Annotated in this window: 17 protein-coding genes and 2 tRNA genes; 9 read left to right on the top strand and 10 right to left on the bottom strand. The window is 69.8% G+C overall.

From position 1 onward, the window contains the following. Positions 1-18 precede the first annotated feature (18 nt). Positions 19-1,731, top strand: coding sequence for an ATP-binding cassette domain-containing protein (locus ASF23_RS10555; protein ID WP_055952749.1), 1,713 nt, complete (start codon positions 19-21; stop codon positions 1,729-1,731). Between the two features lie 64 nt (positions 1,732-1,795). Here the strand turns inward: ASF23_RS10555 and proP are convergent, their stop codons facing one another. Further along, positions 1,796-3,382: a glycine betaine/L-proline transporter ProP gene (proP, locus tag ASF23_RS10550; RefSeq protein WP_082474023.1), complete on the bottom strand. Its 1,587-nt coding sequence runs from the start codon at positions 3,380-3,382 to the stop codon at positions 1,796-1,798. Positions 3,383-3,640: 258 nt separating this feature from the next. On the opposite strand from proP, the gene valS reads away from it, so the two are divergent. From valS to ASF23_RS10535, 3 genes are all read left to right on the top strand, one after another. Beyond that, positions 3,641-6,265, top strand: coding sequence for a valine--tRNA ligase (valS, locus tag ASF23_RS10545; protein WP_055952746.1), 2,625 nt, complete (start codon positions 3,641-3,643; stop codon positions 6,263-6,265). 68 nt (positions 6,266-6,333) lie between these two features. Beyond that, positions 6,334-6,585 carry a hypothetical protein gene (locus ASF23_RS10540; RefSeq protein ID WP_055952743.1) on the top strand — a complete coding sequence of 84 codons (252 nt, stop codon included), beginning with the start codon at positions 6,334-6,336 and terminating at the stop codon, positions 6,583-6,585. A gap of 127 nt (positions 6,586-6,712) precedes the next feature. Continuing rightward, positions 6,713-8,737 carry a M3 family metallopeptidase gene (locus ASF23_RS10535; RefSeq protein ID WP_055952741.1) on the top strand — a complete coding sequence of 675 codons (2,025 nt, stop codon included), beginning with the start codon at positions 6,713-6,715 and terminating at the stop codon, positions 8,735-8,737. Positions 8,738-8,878: 141 nt separating this feature from the next. Here the strand turns inward: ASF23_RS10535 and clpX are convergent, their stop codons facing one another. Then, positions 8,879-10,159: an ATP-dependent Clp protease ATP-binding subunit ClpX gene (clpX, locus tag ASF23_RS10530; RefSeq protein WP_055952738.1), complete on the bottom strand. Its 1,281-nt coding sequence runs from the start codon at positions 10,157-10,159 to the stop codon at positions 8,879-8,881. Between the two features lie 225 nt (positions 10,160-10,384). Here clpX and ASF23_RS10525 point away from each other — a divergent pair, with 225 nt between their 5' ends. Next, complete coding sequence (locus ASF23_RS10525) at positions 10,385-11,128, top strand: YcnI family copper-binding membrane protein (protein WP_055952736.1); 744 nt, start codon at positions 10,385-10,387, stop codon at positions 11,126-11,128. Further along, a complete protein-coding gene (locus ASF23_RS10520) occupies positions 11,125-11,931 on the top strand; it encodes a copper resistance CopC family protein (RefSeq protein ID WP_055952733.1) in 807 nt (268 codons plus the stop codon). Before ASF23_RS10525 ends, ASF23_RS10520 begins: the two co-directional genes overlap by 4 nt. 153 nt (positions 11,932-12,084) lie before the next feature. Here the strand turns inward: ASF23_RS10520 and ASF23_RS10515 are convergent, their stop codons facing one another. The 5 genes from ASF23_RS10515 to ASF23_RS10495 form a co-directional block, all read right to left on the bottom strand. After that, positions 12,085-12,744: an ATP-dependent Clp protease proteolytic subunit gene (locus tag ASF23_RS10515; protein WP_055952730.1), complete on the bottom strand. Its 660-nt coding sequence runs from the start codon at positions 12,742-12,744 to the stop codon at positions 12,085-12,087. 27 nt (positions 12,745-12,771) lie between these two features. Further along, on the bottom strand, positions 12,772-13,413 hold the full coding sequence (locus tag ASF23_RS10510; protein ID WP_055952727.1) for an ATP-dependent Clp protease proteolytic subunit: 642 nt from the start codon (positions 13,411-13,413) through the stop codon (positions 12,772-12,774). 192 nt (positions 13,414-13,605) lie between these two features. Continuing rightward, positions 13,606-14,958, bottom strand: coding sequence for a trigger factor (tig, locus tag ASF23_RS10505; protein WP_055952724.1), 1,353 nt, complete (start codon positions 14,956-14,958; stop codon positions 13,606-13,608). A gap of 71 nt (positions 14,959-15,029) precedes the next feature. Then, a tRNA-Pro gene (locus ASF23_RS10500) sits at positions 15,030-15,106 on the bottom strand. A 125-nt stretch (positions 15,107-15,231) separates the two neighbouring features. After that, positions 15,232-15,588: a hypothetical protein gene (locus ASF23_RS10495; RefSeq protein WP_156364453.1), complete on the bottom strand. Its 357-nt coding sequence runs from the start codon at positions 15,586-15,588 to the stop codon at positions 15,232-15,234. 168 nt (positions 15,589-15,756) lie between these two features. On the opposite strand from ASF23_RS10495, the gene ASF23_RS10490 reads away from it, so the two are divergent. Further along, positions 15,757-15,827, top strand: a tRNA-Gly gene (locus tag ASF23_RS10490). Positions 15,828-15,918: 91 nt separating this feature from the next. Here the strand turns inward: ASF23_RS10490 and ASF23_RS10485 are convergent. Further along, positions 15,919-16,548, bottom strand: coding sequence for a Pr6Pr family membrane protein (locus ASF23_RS10485; RefSeq protein WP_055952718.1), 630 nt, complete (start codon positions 16,546-16,548; stop codon positions 15,919-15,921). A 100-nt stretch (positions 16,549-16,648) separates the two neighbouring features. On the opposite strand from ASF23_RS10485, the gene ASF23_RS10480 reads away from it, so the two are divergent. Then, positions 16,649-16,960 carry a hypothetical protein gene (locus tag ASF23_RS10480; protein WP_055952713.1) on the top strand — a complete coding sequence of 104 codons (312 nt, stop codon included), beginning with the start codon at positions 16,649-16,651 and terminating at the stop codon, positions 16,958-16,960. A 207-nt stretch (positions 16,961-17,167) separates the two neighbouring features. After that, positions 17,168-17,320, top strand: coding sequence for a hypothetical protein (locus ASF23_RS18330; RefSeq protein ID WP_156364452.1), 153 nt, complete (start codon positions 17,168-17,170; stop codon positions 17,318-17,320). On the opposite strand, the gene ASF23_RS10475 is transcribed toward ASF23_RS18330, so the two are convergent. Next, positions 17,293-18,192 (bottom strand): EamA family transporter, encoded by a 900-nt coding sequence (locus ASF23_RS10475; RefSeq protein ID WP_235510858.1) that lies wholly within the window; start codon positions 18,190-18,192, stop codon positions 17,293-17,295. The two genes, ASF23_RS18330 and ASF23_RS10475, sit on opposite strands and share 28 nt — an antisense overlap. Beyond that, positions 18,189-18,866 (bottom strand): response regulator transcription factor, encoded by a 678-nt coding sequence (locus ASF23_RS10470; RefSeq protein WP_055952710.1) that lies wholly within the window; start codon positions 18,864-18,866, stop codon positions 18,189-18,191. Before ASF23_RS10470 ends, ASF23_RS10475 begins: the two co-directional genes overlap by 4 nt. Positions 18,867-18,870: the final 4 nt, after the last annotated feature.

Here is an 18,870-nt window from a genome sequence, read left to right as displayed (position 1 = left end):
CCGGATGACGGTGTTCCCGTGCTCGACATCGTCGGGCTGAGCGTCCGGATCGACGGCACCGAGATCGTCGGCGGCATCGACCTGAGCGTCGCTCGTGGCGAGTGTGTCGCGCTCGTCGGGCCGTCGGGGTCCGGCAAGTCCGTCACGGCGCGCGCCGCCCTCGGGCTCTCGGCGCCCGGCGCGTCCGTGGCGGCCGATCGACTCGCCGTCGAGGGGCGGGACCTCCGGCGGGCAACGGAACGCGAGTGGCGGCGGATCCGTGGCACGAGCGTCGGGTACGTCGGCCAGGAGGCCCTCGGCGCCCTCGACCCGCTGCGCCCCGTCGGCCGCGAGGTCGCCGACGCCCTCCGCCTGCACACCCGTCTCAGCGCGCGCGAGCGAGCCGACCGGGTCGGGGCCGTCCTCGAGCAGGTCGGGCTCGACCCGGCGCTCGCGTCGAACGGTCGCCGCGCCGGGACGCTGTCCGGAGGCATGCGCCAACGGGCGCTCATCGCAGCGGCGATCGTCGGCGAACCGACGCTCCTCGTGGCCGACGAGCCGACCACCGCGCTCGACGCGGGGGTGTCGGTCACGGTGATGGAGACCCTCCGCGCCGCGCAGGAGGCGGGGGCGGGGGTCCTGCTCATCACGCACGACATGGGGCTCGTGGCCGGGTGGGCGGACCGGGTCGCGGTGGTGTCGGACGGGAGGATCGTGGAGACCGGCAGCACCGCCACCGTCCTCGAGTCCCCCGTGCACCCGGTCACGCGGGCGCTCGTCGCCGCGGCGGCGTCCGGGCGGTCGGATGCGCGGGGTCTGCGGGACGCGCGCGGCACCGTCGACGCGCGGGGCCCGCAGGACGCGCGGGGCGCAACCGGTGTGCGGGGTGCGTGGGGTGCGCGGGACGTGCGCGACGGGGCGGACGCGGGCCCGGGCCTCCAGGCCGACGTTGTGCTGCGCGGGACCGGTCTCGGCGCGTCGTTCGACGGTCGTCCGGTCGTCGCCGACGTCGAACTCGTCGCACGCCGGGGCCGGACGCTCGGCGTCGTGGGGGCCTCCGGCTCCGGCAAGACGACGCTCGTGCGGATGCTCCTCGGGTTGCACGCGCCGGACAGGGGCTCCGTGACCCTCGACGACGAGCCGTGGGCACCCCTCGCCGAGGCGGATCGTCGTGCGCGCCGGCACCGGATCGCTGCCGTCGTGCAGGACCCCGGAGCGACGTTCGACGAGCGGTGGGACGTCGAACGGGTCCTCGTGGACGTCCTGACCGGTGGCCGGGCCCGTCGCGCCTCGGGTGCGGTGTCCGACGCGGTCGACGCGGCCCTCGTGCGGGTCGACCTCGACCCCGCACTCCGACACCGCTCCCCCGTCTCGCTGTCAGGCGGGCAGCGACAGCGACTCGCGATCGCTCGGGCACTCGCCACCGAGCCGGGCGTCCTCGTGCTCGACGAACCCGTCACCGCACTCGATGCCGCCGTGCAGGACTCGGTGCTGGGGCTCCTGGAACGGCTGCAGCGGGAGACCGGGACGGCGATGGTGTTCGTGTCGCACGACCTCGATGCCGTGCGCCGGATGAGTGACGACGTGCTCGTCATGGACGCGGGCGTGGTGGTGGAGGCCGGGCCGGCGGCGACGGTCCTCGCGCAGCCGTCGCACCCCGTGACGGCGGCCCTGCTCGCGGCCGCCGAGCGCCTGCGCACGCCCGGCCCCGCCCCCGCCCCGGCCCCGGGAACCGCCTCGGGAACCGCGTGAGAAGTGCCCATCTGTCGGGTGCCGGACGGCAGGCGACGGATGGGCACTTCTCAACCCCGATCCACTACTTCGAGGTCGACGCCTCCTGCGGCGGGACGACGTCCATCTGGCTCGTCGCGAAGTCCTTTGCCCAGTCCGACCGGGCGAACTCGCTCGACGGGTCGTCGTACTGCTCGATGAGATCGCGGGCGTCCTCCTCGGAACCGACCGTCGGCCCGGACCCGAGGAGCGGCTCCTTCGCGGTCTCCTTCGTGAAGAACACCGCGACGAGCCCGATGAGCGCCGCGGCCATCAGGTAGAACGCCGGGATGTCCGACGCCCAGGCGTACCCGGCGTCGCTCGCGGCCTTGACGAGCGCCTCGGTGAAGAGCGGGGTCGTCCCACCGAAGAGCGACACGGACACGTTGAACGCGACGGCGAGGGCCCCGTAGCGGATGATCGTCGGGAACAGCGCGGGGAGCGTGGACGGCATCGTCGAGGTGAACGTGACGAGCACCAGGCCGAGGATGAGCAGCCCCGCGAAGACCCCGAGGTCGCTGCCGCTCTGGATGAGCTTGAGCGCCGGCCAGGACAGCACGAAGAACCCGATGCAGCCGGCGAAGAGGACCGGCCGACGACCGAACTTGTCCGAGATCTTGCCGCCGAAGGTGATCACGACCATCATCACGATCATCACGATCACGATGAGCAGGAGGCCGATCGTGGCGTCACCACCGAGCGTCTCGGACAGGTACGTCGGCATGTACGACAGCAGCATGTAGTCGGTGACGTTGAACACCAGCACGAGGCCGATGCACACCACGAGTGCGCGCCAGTGCTCACCGAACAGCCGGAGCACCGGGGTCTTCTGCTGCTCGCGCTCGGCGGCCTGCTCCTGCTGCTTCTGGAACGCGGGGGTCTCCTCGAGCTTCAGCCGGAGGTAGAGCCCGACGATGCCGAGCGGACCGGCGACGAGGAACGGGATCCGCCAGCCCCAGCCGAGCATGGCGTCCTCGGAGAGGCCGAACTGCAGGGCCGTGACGAGCGAGGCGCCGAGGACGTACCCGGCGAGTGTGCCGAACTCGAGCCACGAGCCCATGAACCCGCGTCGCTTGTCCGGGGAGTACTCCGCGATGAAGGTCGCAGCACCGCCGTACTCACCACCCGTCGAGAACCCCTGGAGCAGTCGGGCGAGCAGGAGCAGCACGGCCGCCCAGACACCGACCTGGGTGTAGCCGGGCAGCAGGCCGATGGCGAACGTGCCGGCGGCCATCAGGATCATCGTCAGCGCGAGCACCTTCTGACGCCCGATGCGGTCACCGAGCGGTCCGAAGAACGCGCCACCGATCGGCCGGACGACGAACGCCGCCGTGAACGTCGCGAGCGCGGACAGCGTCGAGGCGGTCGGGTCGTCCGACGGGAAGAACACCCTGCCGAGCGTCGTGGCGAGGTAGGCGAACACACCGAAGTCGAACCACTCCATCGCGTTGCCGAGGGCTGCGGCGGCGACGGCTCGCTTCAGGAGCGACTCCTCGACCACCGTGACGTCGTCGGGCGTGAGCTTCCGGCGTGCGCGCTTGGCGGCGCCCTTCGACCTGATCGGCCGGGACGGGGCGGCGTCCGGGGCGGACGGTCCGGTGCTCTGCTGGGTGTCGTTCGGTCGTTTCGGCATGATCCTCCGGGGTCGGGTGACGTGGTGGAGCCCGACGGGCGCGGCGGTGCGGAGTCTCGCGGGCCAGGACCCGCCGAACAAACCTGAGGAGCTTACCAGGGATCACACAGCGGTACGAAATGCACCGGTAACGAACGCCGCCCGCTACCCTGGGACGACCCGGTCGGTGCATGCGTGCCGACCGGTCCACGCAGCGCGCGTGACACTCAGGCACCTCTTCACCGACTCGGTGCCGCACACAGGAACGGAAGGCTCCCCATGACCAAGCCCATGCCCGACAAGCCCAGCGTCGACGGACTCGAGCAGGTCTGGGGCCCGCAGTGGGAGCAGGACGGCACCTACCGCTTCGACCGCGACGGTGCGACCCGTGCCGACGTCTTCTCGATCGACACCCCGCCACCGACCGCCTCCGGCTCGCTGCACATCGGCCACGTGTTCTCGTACACGCACACCGACGTCAAGGCCCGCTTCGAGCGGATGCGCGGCAAGCGCGTCTTCTACCCGATGGGCTGGGACGACAACGGCCTGCCGACCGAGCGTCGCGTGCAGAACTACTACGGCGTCCGCTGCGACCCGTCCCTGCCGTACGACGCCGACTTCACGCCGCCGTTCGAGGGCGGTGACGGCAAGTCCTCCAAGGCCGCCGACCAGATCGCGATCTCGCGCCGCAACTTCATCGAGCTCTGCGAGCGCCTCACCGTCGAGGACGAGCAGCAGTTCGAGGAGGTCTGGCGCACCCTCGGCCTCTCGGTCGACTGGACGCAGACGTACCGCACCATCGGCGACGACTCCCAGGCGATCGCGCAGAAGGCCTTCCTCCGGAACCTCGCCCGCGGCGAGGCGTACCAGGCCGACGCCCCGACCCTCTGGGACGTGACGTTCCGCACCGCGGTCGCGCAGGCGGAGCTCGAGGACAAGGACATGCCGGGGGCGTACCACGGCATCGCGTTCCACAAGTCCGACGGCAGCGGCGACATCGTCATCCAGACCACCCGCCCGGAGCTCCTGCCGGCGTGCGTCGCCCTCGTCGCGCACCCGGACGACGAGCGGTTCCAGGACCTCTTCGGCACGACGGTCCGCTCCCCCCTGTTCGACGTCGAGGTCCCGGTGCTCGCACACCACCTCGCGCAGCAGGACAAGGGTGCCGGCATCGCGATGATCTGCACGTTCGGCGACACGACCGACGTGGTGTGGTGGCGCGAGCTGCAGCTCCCGAACCGCTCGGTGCTCGGGTTCGACGGACGCGTGCGGAGCGAGCAGCCCGACTGGATCACGAGCGAGCAGGGCCAGCGGGTGTACGGCGAGATGGCCGGCAAGACCGTGTTCTCGGCCAAGCAGGTCGTCGTGGACGCCCTCACCGCCTCCGGTGAGCTCGTCGGCGAGATCAAGAAGATCACCCACCCGGTCAAGTTCTTCGAGAAGGGCGACAAGCCGCTCGAGATCGTGTCGACCCGGCAGTGGTACATCGTGAACGGCTCCCGCGACGCGGCGCTCAAGGACACACTCCTCGAGCGCGGCGAACAGATCGCGTTCCACCCCGACTTCATGCGGGTCCGCTACGAGAACTGGGTGAAGGGCCTGGCCGGCGACTGGCTCATCAGCCGCCAGCGCTTCTTCGGCGTGCCGATCCCGGTCTGGTACCCGCTCGACGGTGACGGCAACCCGGTGTTCGACCAGCCCATCGTGCCGACCGAGGCGCAGCTCCCGGTCGACCCGGCGTCCGACGCGGCCCCCGGGTACGACGAGTCCCAGCGCGGTGTCGCCGGCGGCTTCGTCGGGGAGCTCGACGTCATGGACACCTGGGCGACCTCGTCCCTGACCCCGCAGCTCGCCGGCAAGTGGGAGCAGGACCCGGAGCTCTTCGGGATGGTCTACCCGTACGACGTCCGCCCGCAGGCGCAGGACATCATCCGCACCTGGCTGTTCACCACCGCCCTCCGCGCGCAGCTCGAGGACGGCGTGGCCCCGTGGGCGAACGCGTCGGTGTCCGGGTTCATCGTCGACCCCGACCGCAAGAAGATGTCGAAGTCCAAGGGCAACGTCGTCACGCCGCTCAGCATGCTCGAGGCGCACGGCGCCGACGCGGTCCGCTACTGGGCGGCGTCTTCCCGCCTCGGCGTCGACGCGGCGTTCGACCCGCAGAACCCGAAGCAGATCAAGGTCGGCCGTCGTCTCGCGATCAAGGTCCTGAACGCGGCCAAGTTCGTCTACTCGTTCGAGGTCCCCGCCGGCGCACACGCGGTCACCGAGGCACTCGACATCGACATGCTCGCGAGCTTGGGCACCGTGATCGACCAGGCGACGACGGCGTTCGAGGGCTACGACCACGCCCGCGCCCTCGAGCAGACCGAGCGGTTCTTCTGGACGTTCTGCGACGACTACCTCGAGCTCGTCAAGGAGCGCGCGTACGGCACCGCACCGGACGCGACGCACGAGACCCAGGCGAGCGCGGTGCTCGCGCTCCGCGTTGCGATCGATGCGCTGCTCCGTCTGCTCGCACCGTTCCTCCCGTTCGCGACCGAGGAAGTGTGGTCCTGGACCCACGACGACAGCGTGCACCGTGCCTCCTGGCCGACGTCTGCGTCGCTCACCGACGCGGCGGGGTCGGCGTCGGCCGGGTCGGTGACCACCGGCACGACGGGTCTGCTCGACGTCGTCGGACAGGCGCTCATCGGGATCCGCGGGGCGAAGACCGCCGCCAAGGCATCGCAGAAGACCCCCGTGACGCGTGCGGTCATCGCGGCACCGGGTGGTGTCCGCGAGCTGCTCGAGCAGGCCGCCGTGGACCTCGCGGCCGTGGGGCGGATCCAGGCCCTGTCGTTCGTCGACGGCCCGGACCTGGCGGTCGTCGAGATCGAGCTCGAGGATCCGGACGCCGCGTAGGCGGTCCCGCACCGGACGCGGGCATCGCGTCCGGTGCACCCCGAGCAGCACACGGACTGGAGGCACGGATGCAGTTGGGCACACGATGGAGCGTCGGGCAGGCGGCGCCGTCCGACCTGCCGGCGACGGTGGTCGACGCCGTGCGACAGGTCGAGGCGGAGCTCTCGCGTGACGGGGTGGACGCATCGACGTGGCGCTGGACGTTGACGTGGCTCGAGCGGAAGCCCGTGGTGGAGCTCGACGACGGCACGGCGATCCGCCTGGACGCCCGCGGCGAGGCAGCGATCACGAACCCGGACGACGCCCCGGAAGAGGACTGACCCCCCGGTAACTCCTCCGCAACTCCTCCGCAAAACACCAGGTTGGCCGGTCCGCGCAGGGAAATACCCCTGCGAGATGCGGCCAACCTGGCGTTTTGCGGAAGGTCCCGGTCTCTAGGCTGGGGCGATGGTCACTCCACTCGACGTCCAGAGCACGCTCCCCTTCGCACTCCCCCCGTTCCGGGACATCCGGGTCGAGCACTACCGGCCGGCGTTCGAGCAGGGCATGCGCGACCAGCGCGCCGAGGTCGAGGCCATCGCCACGAACACCGGTGAGCCCACCTTCGACAACACGCTCGTCGCGCTCGAACGATCTGGTCAGCTGCTCTCCCGCGTCGGCATGGTGTTCTTCACGGTGTCCGGCGCCGACGCCACGGATGCGCTGCACGACCTCGAGGCCGAGATCTCCCCGCTCCTCGCAGCGCATCGGGACGCGATCACCCTCGACTCGCGGCTCTACGCTCGGGTCGCCGCGATCCACGAGCAGCGCGAGGCCATCGGGCTCCGGGGCGAGAGCCTGCGGCTCGTCGAACGCACCCACACCGAGATGACCCTCGCCGGCGCCGGCCTCGATGACACCGGCAAGGAACGTCTCACCGCGCTCAACCAGGAGCTCTCGACCCTCACCACGAAGTTCGAGCGGAACCTGCTCGACGACACCAACGACCTCGCCGTCCTGATCACCGACGAGGCCGAGCTCGAGGGCCTCGACGACGGCGCACGCTCCGCGACCCGTGGTGCCGCGGAGACCAGGGGGCTCGACGGCTGGCTCATCACCCTGCCCCTGTACACCGGACACCCGTACCTGGCGTCGCTCGTGAACCGCGACGTCCGCGAACGGATCATGCGCGCGTCGCTGTCCCGAGGTCGCCGCGGCAACCAGTGGGACAACCGCGACCTGGTGCTCCGCATCGTGCGGCTCCGTGCCGAGCGCGCCGAGCTCCTCGGCTTCCGCTCCCACGCGGCCGCCGTGACCGCCGACGAGACCGCAGGGTCCCCGGAGGCCGTCGCGGGACTGCTGTCCTCGCTCGCTCCGGCGGCGGCAGCCAACGCCGCGACGGAGCATGACGAACGGTCGCGGGTGGTCGGGTACGAGGTGGAGTCCTGGGACTGGGCGTACGCCACGGAGATCCTCCGTTCCGAGCAGTTCGCGGCCGACTCCGCCGCCATGCGCCCGTACTTCGAGGTCGAACGGGTCCTCCGCGACGGCGTGTTCTTCGCAGCCGGCGTGCTCTACGGCCTCCGGTTCAGCGAGCGCGAAGACCTGCGGGGGTACAACGACGAGGTCCGGGTCTTCGAGGTCGCCGACGAGGACGGCGCCGCGGTCGGGCTCTACCTGCTCGACCTCTACACACGGGACGGCAAGCGGGGTGGGGCGTGGATGAACCCCATCGTCGAGCAGTCGTCGCTGATCGGGACCCTGCCCGTCGTGATCAACAACCTGAACATCCCCAAGCCCGCGGCGGGGTCCTCGACGCTGCTGACCCAGGACGAGCTCGAGACGCTGTTCCACGAGTTCGGCCACGCGCTGCACGGGCTCATCGCGCGCACCATCTACCCGCGGTTCTCCGGGACCAACGTCGAGCGGGACTTCGTCGAGTTCCCGAGCCAGGTCAACGAGATGTGGACCGCCTGGCCCGAGGTCCTGGCGAACTATGCCAGGCACGTCGACACCGGTGAGCCGATGCCCGCGGAACTCGTGCTCGGGCTGAGCGACACCGACGGGTTCAACGAGGGGTTCTCCACCACCGAGTACCTGGCAGCGGCGGTCCTCGACCAGGCCTGGCACTCGCTCAGTGCGGCGCAGGCCGCCGAGGTCGACGACGTCGACGCGTTCGAGGCGGCGGCACTCGCGGTGTCCGGGCTCGACGTCGCAGCGGTCCCGACGCGGTACTCATCGACGTACTTCGCGCACACGTTCGCGGGCGGGTACGACGCCGGCTACTACGGCTACATCTGGAGCGAGGTGCTCGACGCCGACACCGTGGAGTGGTTCCGGGAGAACGGCGGGCTGTCACGCACCGCCGGCAAGCGCTTCGCCACGCTCGTGCTCGGCGTCGGCGGGTCACGCGATCCGCTCGAGGCCTACCGCGACTTCCGTGGGCGCGACGCCGAGGTCGGACCGCTGCTGCGTCGCCGCGGGCTGGAGTAGGCCCGGACGGCCGGGTCTGTCGTGGTGTTCTGAACACGGCCGTCCACGGGGAACACCGGGATGCAGGTGTTCAGCGTGGACGGGCGTGTTCAGAACACGCGCCAGCGCAAGCCGCGTCCGGCCCGGCCGCGTTCGCCGCGCCTACGCGGACTTCTCGACGCGCTTCGGCGCCCGCGGCACGATCGTCGGCGCAGCGTTCTCGAGCACCGTGGCCTGCGTCACGACCACCCGGGCGACATCGGCGTCCGAGGGGACGTCGAACATGATCGGCCCGAGGACCTCTTCGAGGATGGCGCGGAGCCCGCGAGCACCCGTCTGTCGGAGCACTGCGAGGTCGGCGATGGACTCGAGCGCGGCCTGGTCGAACTCGAGCTCGACCCCGTCGATCTCGAACATCCGCTGGTACTGCTTGACGAGCGCGTTCTTCGGCTCGGTCAGGATCTGCATCAGCGCGGCCTGGTCGAGCGGTGACACCGTGGTGACGACGGGCAGCCGGCCGATGAACTCCGGGATGAGCCCGAACTTGTGGAGGTCCTCCGGCAGGACCTCGGCGTAGAGGTCCGCGTGGTCGAGCGGGTTGTGGAGGGGGGCGCCGAAGCCGATGCCGCGCTTGCCGACGCGCGACGAGATGATCTCCTCGAGGCCCGCGAACGCACCGGCCACGATGAACAGGACGTTCGTCGTGTCGATCTGGATGAACTCCTGGTGCGGGTGCTTCCGACCGCCCTGCGGCGGGACCGATGCGGTCGTGCCCTCGAGGATCTTGAGGAGCGCCTGCTGGACGCCTTCGCCGGAGACGTCCCTGGTGATCGAGGGGTTCTCCGCCTTGCGGGCGATCTTGTCGACCTCGTCGATGTAGATGATGCCGGTCTCGGCCCGCTTGACGTCGTAGTCGGCGGCCTGGATCAGCTTGAGGAGGATGTTCTCGACGTCTTCGCCGACGTAGCCGGCCTCCGTCAGGGCGGTGGCGTCCGCGACGGCGAACGGCACGTTGAGGCGCTTGGCGAGCGTCTGCGCCAGGTAGGTCTTGCCGCAGCCGGTCGGGCCGATGAGCAGGATGTTCGACTTGGCGATCTCGATCTCGTCCCCGCGGTTCTCCGCCGCGGTGAGCGCACCCTGCGCACGGATGCGCTTGTAGTGGTTGTAGACGGCGACGCTGAGGGCCTTCTTGGCGGGGTCCTGGCCGATGACGTACTGCTCGAGGAACTGGAAGATCTCACGGGGCTTGGGGAGCTCGAAGTCCCCGCCGGCGGACTCTTCGCCGGCCTCGGCGAGACGCTCCTCGATGATCTCGTTGCAGAGCTCGACGCACTCGTCGCAGATGTAGACGCCCGGACCCGCGATGAGCTGCTGGACCTGCTTCTGGCTCTTGCCGCAGAACGAGCACTTGAGGAGATCGCCGCTCTCTCCGATACGCGCCATGCCCGGCCTCCTTGGTCTGGTGCACACGGCCTGGTGAGGTGGCCGTGGTACACGGGATCGTCGTGCAGTCGAGCCTAATCGCTCCCGGCGACACTGCGAGTGACGCCCTGCCGTGATCCACGGCCGAGTTCGCCGACGGCACCACGCGAATTGTGTTCGTCACCGACGCCGACTACGTTTGGCGGCAAGCACTCTACAAGTTGTAGAAATCGAGAGGATCCATCCATGCAGCAGCGCCGTCGACTCGTCACGGGCGTCACCGCCACGGCAGGCATCGCCGCGGCCATCGTCCTCGGCACCGCGGTCGCGGCGAGCGCGCACATCTCGGCCGACGCCACCGACACGGCGGCGAACTCGTACACGACGCTGACCTTCTCGGTGCCGCACGGCTGCGACGGCTCCCCCACCACCGCGCTCACGTTCCACGTCCCGGAGCCGGTCATCGAGGTCACTCCCACCGTCAACCCGAACTGGACGATCACGAAGGCGACCGAGCCGTACACGAGCAAGTCCGCGAGTGCCGACGACGAGAACCCCGAGGACGCTGGCACCCGCGTCACGAGCGTCACCTACACCGCCGCCACCCCACTCCCGGCCGACGAGCGCGACACGTTCCAGCTCTCCCTGTCCCTGCCGGACGGCAAGGCCGGTGACCTCGTGGAGTTCCCGGTGACCCAGACGTGCGAGCAGGGCTCGACCGAGTGGGACCAGCAGCAGAAGGCCGGTGAGGACGAGCCGGAGCACCCCGCGCCGAGCGTCACCCTGACGTCGGCGATCACCGGCGCGGACGACGACGACGACCACGCGGCCGAGCACGCGTCCGACGAGGCGTCCGGCAGCGCAGCCCCCACCGGCGAGGCCACGGCCACCCCGGACAACGTCGCGCGCGGACTCGGGATCGCCGGGCTCGTCGTCGGGGCCGTCGGGATCGTCAGCGCGGTCGCCACCGCACGGAAGCGCACCCGGTGACCACACTCCGGAACGGACGCTCTGCAGACGAGGCGACCCGCGCCTCCCGGCCGCCGCGCAGCGGGACCCGCACCCGTCCGGAGCCGTCCGCACGTCCGGAGCCGTCCGCACGTCCGGCAGCTGGTCGCCGATCGGTCTGGAGGCTCGCTGCAGCCGCCGCCGTCGGTGCGGCACTCGCAGGCGGTGCCGTCATCGGACTCGCGGCACCGGCGTCGGCACACAACTACATGATCGCGTCGACCCCCGCGGTGGACGGCACGATCACGAGCCTCCCGAAGTCGTTCGAGATCACCACGAACGACAAGCTGCTCGACATCGACAGCGCCACGAACCCCGGGTTCGCGTTCCGCATCACGGGCGACGACGGTCGGTACTTCGAGAACGGCTGCGTGTCCGTCGACGGCCCGTCGATGACCACCAAGGCCGCGCTCGGTCCGTCCGGCAGGTACACCGCCGAGTGGCAGGTCGTCTCGGCGGACGGCCACACGGTCTCCGACTCGTACTCCTTCACGTGGCAGGCGCCGGCCTCGTTCGTGCCGTCGAAGGGCGCCACGACCCCACCCACCTGTGCCACGAACGACCCGGACGGCGGCAGGGCGACGACCCCGGCCGAATCCGCCGCTGCGAGTGCACCCGCGGCCGGCGGATCGACGACGAGCGGATCGGACGGCGTCCTCGGCGACGCCCTGTGGATCGGCGGCGGGGGCGTCGTCGTCATCGCACTCGTCGTCGTCGTGCTGCTCCTCCTGCGCCGCCCGGCCACGGCAGCCGCGGACGACGAGGACGACGAGCACGAGGACTGACCCGCAGGACGCGCCTCGAGAAGTGCCCGACTGTCGGGTGCAACGCGCGACCCGACAGACACGCACTTCTCATTCGGCGTCAGCACCGGCCCCACCCGCACCCGAGCATGACGAAGGGCCCCTCTCCCACGGGAGAGGGGCCCTTCGCGGTGCCTACTTGACGAGGGCCGGCAGGTTCTTCCGGCTCGTCAGGACCTGGTCAATGAGACCGTACTCCACAGCCTCGGCCGCTGACATGATCTTGTCGCGCTCGATGTCGTGGTTGATCTCCGCCGGCGTCTTGTTCGAGTGCTTCGACAGCGTCTCCTCGAGCCAGGTGCGCATCCGGAGGATCTCCGCCGCCTGGATCTCGATGTCGGACGCCTGTCCGCCACCCTGCTGCACGGCAGGCTGGTGGATGAGCACGCGGGCGTTCGGCAGGGCGAGCCGCTTGCCCGGGGTCCCGCCGGCGAGCAGCACCGAGGCTGCCGACGCCGCCTGACCGAGGCAGACGGTCTGGATCTGCGGGCGGATGTACTGCATCGTGTCGTAGATCGCCGTCATCGCGGTGAACGAGCCACCCGGTGAGTTGATGTACATGACGATGTCGCGGTCGGGGTCCATCGACTCGAGGACCAGGAGCTGCGCCATGACGTCGTCGGCCGAGGCGTCGTCCACCTGCACGCCGAGGAACACGATGCGGTCCTCGAAGAGCTTGGCGTACGGGTCCTGCCGCTTGTAGCCGTAGGCGGTGCGCTCCTCGAAGCTCGGGAGGATGTACCGATCAGTGGGGGCCGGGACGTTCTGCGCGCCACCGAGCATTGGGAGATGCATTCTCGATTTCCTTTTCTTGGTGGTGGGCTAGGACTGGTCGGGGCCCGCGGCGTCGGGCTCGGCGGCCGGGGTCGGGGCGTCGCCCGGGGCGACCGTCCCACCGCCGCCGATGACCTCGGAGCTCATCGCGCGGAGGTGGTCGACGAAGCCGTACTCCAGGGCCTCCTGCGCGGAGAACCAGTTGTCGCGGTCGTTGTCCTTCAGGATCTGCTCGATCGACTTGCCGGTCTGCTCGGCCGTCAGCTCCGCCATGCGCTTCTTCATGTCGAGGATGACCTTGGCCTGCGTCTGGATGTCGGCCGCGGTGCCACCGAACCCACCGGACGGCTGGTGCAGGAGCACGCGCGCGTTCGGGGTGATGTATCGCTTGCCAGGTGTTCCCGACGAGAGCAGGAACTGCCCCATCGACGCCGCGAGACCGATGCCCACGGTGACGATGTCGTTCGGCACGAACTGCATCGTGTCGTAGATCGCCATGCCGGCGGTGATCGAACCACCGGGCGAGTTGATGTAGAGGTAGATGTCCTTCTCGGGGTCCTCAGCAGCGAGGAGCAGCAGCTTGGCCGCGATCTCGTTGGAGTTGTCGTCGCGGACCTCGGAACCGAGCCAGACGATACGGTCCCGCAGAAGGCGGTCAAAAACACTGGGGTTCAGTGTTGCTTCGGCCATGGAATAGCTCCCGTTCAGTTGTCGCTTGTTGTCGAACCTATCGGGTGCAACAGCGCGTTTCGCACGAGTTCGCCAGGGGCATACATGGCCCGCCATGCAACGGACGGGAGGCACGGTGCCAGCTGGCACCGTGCCTCCCGTCAGGATGGCTGTCGCGTTCGCGACCCGCGCTCTGCAGCGTCCGCGATCGCGCTACTTGGCGTCCGCGTCCGCCGTCTCGGTGGCGTCGGCCGACTCGTCGTCGGTCGTGTCGGCGTCGTCCTGCGCGACACCAGCGGTGAACGCGGAGAGGTCGACGGGCTTGCCGTCGGTGTCGACGACCTTCGCCTTGGCGAGGACCGTGGCGACGGCCTTCGAGCGGGCGACCTCGCCGACCATGCCGGGGATCTGGCCGTTCTGGTCGATGACCTTGATGAACTCACCGGGCTCCATGCCGTACTGGGCGGCGGCCTGGATGAGGTACTGGGTCAGCTCTTCCTGGGAGACCTGGACCTTCTCCTGCTCGGCGATCGCGTCGAGGAGCAGCTGGCTCTTGAAGGCCTTCTGGCTCGACTCGGCGACCTCGGCACGGTGCTCGTCGTCCTCGAGGCGGTTCTCCTGCTCGAGGTGACGCGTGACCTCGTCCTCGATGAGCTGGTCGGAGATCGGGATCTCGACCGAGTCGAGGAGCTTCTCGACGAGCTGGTCGCGTGCCGCGGCGCCCTGGCCGAACGACTTCGACTTGACGATCTGGTCCTTCAGGTCGACCTTGAGCTCGTCGATCGTGTCGAACTGGCTGGCGATCTGCGCGAACTCGTCGTCGGCGTCGGGGAGCTCGCGCTCCTTGACGGCGGTGACGGTGACCGCGATCTGGGCGGTCTCGCCCTCGTGGTCGCCGCCGAGGAGCTTCGACTCGAAGGTCGTCGCCTCGTCCGCGGTCAGGGACTCGAGTGCCTCGTCGATGCCGTCGATCAGGTCGCCGGATCCGAGCTCGTAGGAGACGCCCGTGGCGTTGTCGACCTCTTCCGTACCGATGGTGGCGACGAGGTCGATCTGGACGAAGTCGCCCGTGGCGGCCGGACGGTCGACCGTGACGAGGGTGCCGAACCGGGTGCGCAGGTTCTGCAGCTCCTCGTCGATCTCGTCGTCGGAGACCTCGACCGCGTCGACGGTGAGCTCGAGGCCGTCGTACTTCGGGATGTCGAACTCGGGGCGGACGTCGACCTCGAACGTGAGGACGAGGTCGCCGGTGAAGTCCTTGACGCTCGGCAGCTCGGCCACGTCGGCCTCCGCACGCCCGAGGACGCGGAGCTCCTGCTCCTCCACCGCCTGGCGGTAGAACGTGTCGATGGCGTCACCGACGGCGTGGTTGAGGACCTCCGGACGGCCGACGCGCTGGTCGACGATGGCCGGCGGGACCTTTCCCTTGCGGAAGCCGGGGATGTTGATCTGCTCGGCGATGTGCGCGTAGGCGTGGTCGATGCTCGGCTTGAGCTCCTCCGGCGTCACGTTCACCGTGAGCTTGACCCGGGTGGGGCTGACCTTGTCGACGTTGCTGGTGACCAAGGGATGTTCTCCTGAGATTGACGTTTTGGGTGCTGTTCAGAGGTGTCGTGCTGTTCAGCAGTCGTGTGACCTGGTCGGGGCGACAGGATTTGAACCTGCGACCTCCCGCTCCCAAAGCGGGCGCTCTACCAAGCTGAGCTACGCCCCGCCCTGTTGTCGAGGACGGATTGCCGTACGAGACGGATTGCCGGGCCAGGTGTTCGGGCAGGACGGATCCGGCCCGATGACCCCGACGAGTCTAGCGGGTGCGCACGGCTCGTTCCTGGCGGGTGTTCAGACTTGTGGAGAGCCGGGTGCGGGTGGGTCTGCAGGAGCGTCCGGGGTCGGATCGGCCGGCTGCAGCAGGTCCCGACGCCACGTGATGCCGACGACCACCTGCACGGCGAGCGCGGCCACGATCAGCACCCCCGCGACGACCGGACGCACGACCTGCAGGAGCACCCGACCGGTGTCCGTGGTCGGCTCCCCGAGGACCGACGGCGCGAACGACAGCACCACGACTCCGAGCCCGGCGAGCACGTAGGACAGCACGCGGCTCCGCCGGACGAGTCGTTGGCTCCGGCGTGCACGGTCCGTCTGCGGGTCGGCTGGGCCGGAGACGGCTGGGCCGGGGACGGACGGGAGGCGCACAGTGCGAGTGTAGGTCGGTGCGGGTCCGGTGGGCCGTCGCGCTGGTGCGTGTGGTGCGCGGGCCTGTGTGCCCTGGTGCCTGTGCGGCCTGGTGCCTGTGCGGCTCTGGTGCTTGTGCGGCTCTGGGTCCGCTACCATGGTGTGGCTGCGTCCGATGCGGATGCACGCGGGGATGTAGCTCAATGGTAGAGCCTCAGTCTTCCAAACTGATTACGCGGGTTCGATTCCCGTCATCCCCTCCGTCCAGTCGCCTCTCGGTGGTCTCGTCTCGTCTCGTCTCGTGCTGCGCCCCGCGATCGTCTGCCCCCGTGTCGAGCCGTGCGGCGTCCGTCAGCGGCCCCGCGCCCACCGCCGCGCACCGAGCGCGTTGCCGGACCAGCGCACGAGGAACGCGAGCACGACGAAGCCGACGAGCATCGCGACGCAGTAGAGCGTCACGCCGCCGTACCCGCCGACCGCGGCCGGGTTGAAGAACGGGTACGGGTAGAACCCGACGATCGGACCACGGACCAGCGTGTACACGACGTACGCCGCGACCGGGACCATCCACCACCACATCGTCCGCATCGTGACGCGACCCCGGGGTGGCCAGACGAGCCAGTCCACGACGACGACCAGCGGCATGAGCATGTGGTGCACGACGTTGATCCAGGGCTGCAGGTCACCGAGGTCCGCTCCGACGAGCAGGGTGTTGAAGACGGCACCCACGAACACCATGTACAGCACCGACGCTCCGCGGACGGCGGGCAAGACCTCACCGGTCGGGCTCCGGACGAGGCGGGCAGCTCCGACGATGAAGACGATCGCGGCGAAGATGTTCCCGAGGATCGTGAAGTAGCTGAAGAAGTTGGCGATCGAGTGGCCCTCGATGACCGTGATGGTGAACTGCGTCACGCTCCCGGCGATCGACAGCGCCGCCATGACGAGTCGGAGGATGATCACGGCAACACGGGTCGACATGCCGCAACCCTACTGAGACGGAGCGTCGAGCGGGATCGACGCTGCACGACACGCGGTCACCGACTTGACGGAGCGTTCGAACATAGTTTCGAATGGCTCCATGGGTCGACGTCGAGAGGACCGGTGGTCGCCGCCGGAGCACCCGGACTCGCCGCGCCCCGATGCCTACTCGCTGTCCGAGGACGCGCGCGGCGGCGACGTCTGCCACGCGGTGAACCCGATCCCGGTGTGGGCGTGGATCCAGTTCCCCGCGTTCCACGTCCGGGTGCGGGGGTTCGTGCGGAGCTGGACCGTGGATGCGGTGCTCGTGGAGTGGGCCCAGTTCGGACACCCGACGTCGGCGTGGGTCTGGCGTTCCGCCGTGAAGCACCGGACGCTCCGCACCGACGACCGTCACGGACGCCGGACATGACGGTCGGGAGCGACGACGAGGACGGTCGGGAGCGACCGTCGAGACGGCTATCGGACACCGGGAGACACGGCGATTGACACCAGGACCTCCGCAGAGGATCGTGACCGTCACGAACACGCCTCGAAAATCAAGCAGTCGCACACGTCGAGACATCTCTGGTCGAGACATCTCTCGTCGCGACATCACTCCTCGAGGGGAGACGGCATCATGACCAAGCAGGACGCGACCTCATGGGTCGCGCATCTCCTCACGCCGCCCGAGGTCATCGCCGCGTACGTCGAACGCCGCGTGAACGACCCCGCGCTGCTGTCGGGCGGACAGCACGAACCGACCTACGCGGACTTCCTGACCGAGGAGTAGCCCCGCCGGCCGCTGATCGTCACGCCGATGCTCGCCACGCTGACGCTCGCGAGTGCGACGAGTTCGAGCGGGGTGAGGGCCTCCCCCACGATGACGAACCCGGCGAGCGCGGCGATCGCTGGCCCGAGGCTCTGCAGGACACCGAACACGCGCGTCGGGATCCGTCGCAGCGCGTGCATCTCGAGCGCGTACGGCAGCACGCTCGAGAGCACACCGACCCCGAGGAACACGAGCAGCAGGGTCGGAGCGGCACGCACCCCGTCCACCGCGGACGCCGTGCCGAACGGCAACGACACGAGCATCGACACGACGAGGGAGACGCAGAGCCCGTCGACACCCGGGATCCGCGCACCGACGTACCGGTTCATCACGATGTAGCCCGCCCAGCACACCGCGGCCATGACGGCGAACAACACGCCGACGAACCCGGTCGCGCCGCTCGACCCCGAACCGAGGAGCACCACCCCGACGAGCGCGAGGAGTGCCCAGACGACGTCTCGCCACCGACGGGTGTGCACCAGCGACAGCGCGAGCGGACCGAGGAACTCGATCGTGACGGCGACGCCGATCGGGATCGTCGCGAAGGCCACGTAGATGAACACGTTCATGCCGCCGAGCGCGAGACCGAGTCCGATCGCCGCGACCCACTGGGACCGCGTCCAGCGGAACACCCGCGGGCGGACGACGAGCGCGAGGACGACGGCGCCGACGGTCAGGCGGAGCGTCGCGGCACCGACCGAGCCGACCTCGTCGAAGTGGTTCTTGGCGATCGCGGCGCCGAGCTGCACGGACACCATCGCGGTGATCGCGAGGGCGGGTGCGGGGACGCGATCGAGGAGACCGGGCCGAGCGTCGGCCGGGGGAACGGTCACCCGAGGTACGCGAGGACGGCGAGGACGCGGCGGTGGTCGTCGCCGGTGTCCTCGAGTGCGAGCTTGCCGAAGATGCTCGACACGTGCTTCTCGACGGCACCGATGCCGATGACCATCGCCCTGGCGATCGCGGCGTTCGTCCGCCCCTCGGCCATCAGTGCGAGGACCTCGCGCTCGCGGGGCGTGAGTGCCGCGAGCGGGTTGCGGCGGCGGGCCATGAGCTCGCTCACGACCTCCGGGTCGAGCACGCTGCCGCCGGACGCGACGCGGCGGACGGCATCGTCGATCTCGTCGAGCCGCGTGACACGGTCCTTCAGGAGGTACCCGATGCCCGCCGAGCCACCGGCCATGACGTCCTCGGCATAGGTGGCCTCGACGTACTGGGAGAGCAGGAGGACCGCGATCCCGGGGACGATCCGACGGGCCTCGACCGCGGCGCGGACCCCCTCGTCCGAGAACGTCGGCGGCATCCGGACGTCCATGATCACGACGTCGGGTGCGTTCCCCCGCTGAGCCTCGGCCTGCAGGGCGTCGAGGAACGACCGCGCATCGCCGAACTGGCCGACGACGTCGATGCCCGCTTCGTCGAGCACCCGCGCGAGGCCTTCGCGCAGCAGCACGGCGTCGTCGACGACGACGGCCCGGATGCGCTGTGCGTCCGGGCCGTCGGTCATGGTC

The organism is Curtobacterium sp. Leaf261 (assembly GCF_001422205.1).
Taxonomy (GTDB): Bacteria; Actinomycetota; Actinomycetes; order Actinomycetales; family Microbacteriaceae; genus Curtobacterium.
Note: the sequence above shows the minus strand (reverse complement) of the source record. Positions and strands in the feature narration are given on the sequence as shown.